We start from the raw sequence: 4,125 nt of genomic DNA, 5'->3' as shown, positions 1-4,125 counted from the left end.
ATCCACCGACCATTGACCCTGTAGTCACTACAGACTATTTACTACAGGCATTGGCTGACGCGTAGCAGCGCAAGTCGTCGCAGCACCCGACACCACGGGGCCGCAGCGACGATCCATCCACTTAGGAGGAATGATGGGTTTCTTGGAAAGGCTCATGGGCCGTCACAGCGGCGGTCATCACGGCGGCGGAAGTGAGCACGGTCGTCGAGGAGGTCATCATGATGGTGGCGGCAGCTACGGCTATGGGAATCCTTTGCCACCACAAAGCCCCGCCGGCGTCCACTGCCCCAACTGCGGCACGGTGAGCGCCCAGGGCGCGCGCTTCTGCCAGCAATGCGGCAGTTCACTGGCTCCGGCGCCGTGCAGTCGATGCGGCACCTTACTCCCACGCGACGCAAAGTTCTGTGGAAGTTGCGGCAATGCCGCCAAATGAGTCGGCGGCCATAGCTGCCGCCGCATCTGGCATCGCCATCATTGCGGCCGGGGCCCGTCATGGGGATTTGTCGCGATAGGCTAGCAGTCGAAGCGCATTGAACACGACGATCAGCGTCGACCCCTCATGCATGGCCACGGCGGGCCCGATACCGAGGCCGAGGATCGTGGCTGGCAGAAGGAACGCCACGACGCCGAGGCTGATATACACGTTCTGAAGGATGATGGCCCGCGTATGTCGGCTTAAACCGACCACAAAAGGCAGGTGTTGGAGGTCGTCGGCCATCAGCGCAACATCCGCCGTTTCCAGTGCCACATCTGAACCTGCCGCACCCATTGCGATGCCCACCGTGGCGTTGGCCATTGCCGGCGCGTCGTTGACGCCGTCGCCGACCATGGCCACTTTGGCTTCCGCGCGCAACGTCTGGATGGCTTTGACCTTGTCCTCAGGCATCAGATCGCCCCAGGCTTCATCGATACCTACGTCCTTGGCGACGGCTTCGGCTGCGCGCTGGTGATCGCCGGAGATCATGATCATGCGTGTGATACCCAGCCTGCGCAGTGCCTCGAGGGCAGCGCGCGCCGAGGCGCGCGGCGTGTCCATCAGCCCAATGGCGCCGAGGTCCCGATCTCCCTGCCTGACGATCATTGTCGTGCGGCCAGTGCTGCGCAGCGTCTGCACTGCGCTCGCCATCGATTCGCTAAGCGGTGCAATCCCGTCGGCGCCGAACATGTCAGGCTTGCCAATCCAGACGGTCTTACCGCACAACGTCGCCGTGACCCCGCGTCCGGTCAAGCTTTGGAGATGAGACGCTTCCGGGATGGAACTGCCTTCCAGGCGCTTGCGGCCATCGCGGGCAATGGCCGCAGCCAACGGGTGGTCGCTGAGCGACTCCACGGCGACCGCTACGCTCAACAATTCCGCTTCAGCTACTCCTTCGGCGACCATCACATCGGTAATACGGGGGCGCCCCTCCGTCAGCGTCCCCGTCTTATCGAATGCAATGGCTTTCAGTGAACCCAGGTTTTCGAGCGGCGCCCCGCCCTTGATCAGTACACCCCCTCTAGCGGCGCGCGCTACCCCCGACAGCACCGCGCTCGGTGTCGCGATGGCGAGCGCGCATGGGCTGGCGGCAACCAGCACCGCCATGGCGCGGTAGAAGGTCGCACTGAACGGCTCATTGATCACTAGCCCTGCAAACAGCAGCAATACCGCCAGCACAAGCACTGCAGGAACAAAGATCCGTTCGAACTTCTCAGTGAACCGCTGGCTCGGTGACTTTTGCGCTTCGGCCTCGTTGACCATCTTGACGACTTTCGCCAGGGCGCTGTCCGTGGAAAGGCGCGTCACTTCCACTTCAATGGCGCCGGCGCCATTGATGGTTCCGGCGAACACGCGGGACACGGCCCCTACGGCATCGGGCTTCCTCCTGGCTGCGGCGGCGTCATCCACGGGCTGCTTGTCGACCGGGATGCTTTCGCCAGTAACCGGCGCTTGATTGACTGCGGAAGCCCCCTTTACCAGAAAACCATCGGCGGGGAGGCGTTCGTTCGGCCGAACCACCACCACATCCCCCACCTGCAATTCCTCGACGGGGACCTCTCGTACCTCGCCTTCACGCCGCACACTTGCTGTAGCCGGTGCGAGCGCCGCCAACGCTTCGATCGCCCGCTTGGCGCGCCCCATGGCGTAGTGTTCGAGCCCGTGGCCGAGACTGAACAAAAAGAGAAGTAGCGCGCCTTCCGCCCAAGCGCCTAACGCCGCCGCCCCTGCGGCGGCTACCAGCATCAGTGTGTCGATTTCGAACTTCTTTAGCCGGAGGTTCTCTATCGCTTCCCGAACGGTATAGAAACCACCAAAAAAATACGCGCCGACAAAGAAGGCAACCGGAATCCATGCTGGCAGGCTGCCGAACAGCTTACCAACGGCAAATCCGAGACCAAGCAAGGCCCCACAGATCAGGGAGAAGATTAGCTCAGTATTCGGGCCAAACACGCTGCCGTGTGCGTGGGCCTCATGCCCCTCGCCTTCCCCATGTGCATGATCCTTGACGCCTTCGCGGTGTTCATGGTCTGCATGACCGCTCTTCCGGGCACCGATCTCAACCGGCGCGAGCCCGCGTTTTGACAGGGCCTGCTCGATCCCTGCCGCGGAGATCCGATCGTTGTCGAATTCGACGCGCGCTATGCCGGAGGCGCTGACTTCGGCCTCGATGACGCCGGGCAAGGCCCGCAGTTGGCTAGCTACGGTTCGCGCTCGTCGTTCGTGCCAGACGCCCTTCAATTGCCAAAGCACATGACCAAACCGCGACGAAATCACCGCACCCGTGCTTGTCACCAGCTCCCGGATGCGGGCAAGGGAAATCGCTGCGGGATCGTAGTGGACACATATCTGTGAATCGCTATCAACATTTGCAGTTTTTATATGCGCCGCCTCGACGCCCTCTTTCCCTCTCAGTTCGGACAGCAACCGTTCTACACAGGGATCAGAGGAATCGGGAAGGCCAGGAAGCAAGACAGGAATGTCCAGGCGCAGCTTTTCGGTCATTGTCGCGGGCTCCAGTCAGTCTGAATCGGCATTCACGCCGTTGCACACTATTAGCAACTAGTGTGCCCCGCATTGCAACAACAAAGCTCAACGAGTCAGCGCCCCAATGCCCCGCCGTAATGCGTTGGTAATGTGCCCGCAATCTGAGCGTACTATCTTGCGGATGACAGGATCCTCATGTCATCCGTCCAGGAACCATACAGATGATTAGCGCCGTCGCATGCTCTGCCTTGCTGGCCTACGCTTTGCCGGCTCCTGCGACCGGTGATCGACTCAGCGAGAAGCCGACCCAGTGGCACACCCTCGCCATTGGACATTCAGACACGGGATACGCCTCCCGCGACCAACGGGTTGCCTGGGCGGCCAACCCGCGACATCGCACAGCCAAACATCCGTCGAAGCAGGAATCCGCAGCGAGCACACCGGAGCCGTCTTCCAGAGACGCGTCCAGCGCTGTCGCCGCACCCAAGCCGCCCTGCCAGTAGTCGCGGTTTCCCCGCTAGGGCCGCATGTCCTGGTAGAGCTTGAGCATGTCCTTGTACTCGTCGGCAGTCTTTTGAATGGAGAACCGCATCCGCAGCGCGTTCTCTGCAAACGCCACACGCTCGACGTCCATCTCCACGGTGTTGCCGTCCATACTCGACTGCAGGGGGACGCGATACATCAGATCCTCTTCCAGCGCGGGCTTGCTTGCCTCGATGTGTCGCGGCGAAGTCATGGTCATGCCCGCAAAATTCTGGCCACTGCCCATCACCCTATCCAACTCGGCGCTGAAGTCGATATCGCGCGCCTTGTAGTTCGGCGTATCCGCATTTGCAATATTTGCAGACAGCAGCTCGAACCTCCGTGTGCGAAGTCGCAGCGCTTGCTCATGAACGCTGTCTTCGCTACGCGCCCATTTTGCGACGTATGGCGTGTCCATCCTTACTCTCCAACTAGATCGGAACCCGCAGCGTATTGCAAAGGCAGTCGATCTTGCTTCGAGAGAAGCGACCTCTTTTCGTGAGTTTCCCATTACCGGCCCGCAATGTTCGCGCGCACACAGGTTGACGCGTCCGCGCGAAAGCCATGTCAATCCACATAACCCCGGTACGTTCCACCTTGTCGTCATCACGCGACGAAGTGACCCCACGTAATTACTTCGC

3 protein-coding genes are annotated in these 4,125 nt (G+C 61.2%); 1 reads left to right on the top strand and 2 read right to left on the bottom strand.

Annotated features, from left to right (window positions below):
• Positions 1–130: 130 nt before the first annotated feature.
• A complete protein-coding gene (locus WD006_RS29190; RefSeq protein ID WP_008650724.1) occupies positions 131–433 on the top strand; it encodes a zinc ribbon domain-containing protein in 303 nt (100 codons plus the stop codon).
• Positions 434–490: 57 nt separating this feature from the next.
• On the opposite strand, the gene WD006_RS29185 is transcribed toward WD006_RS29190, so the two are convergent.
• Both WD006_RS29185 and flgB read right to left on the bottom strand, forming a co-directional pair.
• Complete coding sequence (locus WD006_RS29185; protein WP_011514822.1) at positions 491–2,980, bottom strand: heavy metal translocating P-type ATPase; 2,490 nt, start codon at positions 2,978–2,980, stop codon at positions 491–493.
• Between the two features lie 499 nt (positions 2,981–3,479).
• Positions 3,480–3,902 carry a flagellar basal body rod protein FlgB gene (flgB, locus tag WD006_RS29180; protein WP_008650726.1) on the bottom strand — a complete coding sequence of 141 codons (423 nt, stop codon included), beginning with the start codon at positions 3,900–3,902 and terminating at the stop codon, positions 3,480–3,482.
• Positions 3,903–4,125 lie beyond the last annotated feature (223 nt).

The organism is Cupriavidus sp. Met-2 (genome assembly GCF_049843575.1).
GTDB classification, from domain to species: domain Bacteria; phylum Pseudomonadota; class Gammaproteobacteria; order Burkholderiales; family Burkholderiaceae; genus Cupriavidus; species Cupriavidus metallidurans.
This window is presented reverse-complemented; position numbering and strand designations above follow the sequence as displayed.

Bases quoted from the DNA above. Each gene is read 5' to 3' on its own strand.
- WD006_RS29185 (WP_011514822.1), bottom strand. From the start codon at position 2,980: ATGACCGAAAAGCTGCGCCTGGACATTCCTGTCTTGCTTCCTGGCCTT.
- flgB (WP_008650726.1), bottom strand. From the start codon at position 3,902: ATGGACACGCCATACGTCGCAAAATGGGCGCGTAGCGAAGACAGCGTT.
- WD006_RS29190 (WP_008650724.1), top strand. From the start codon at position 131: ATGATGGGTTTCTTGGAAAGGCTCATGGGCCGTCACAGCGGCGGTCAT.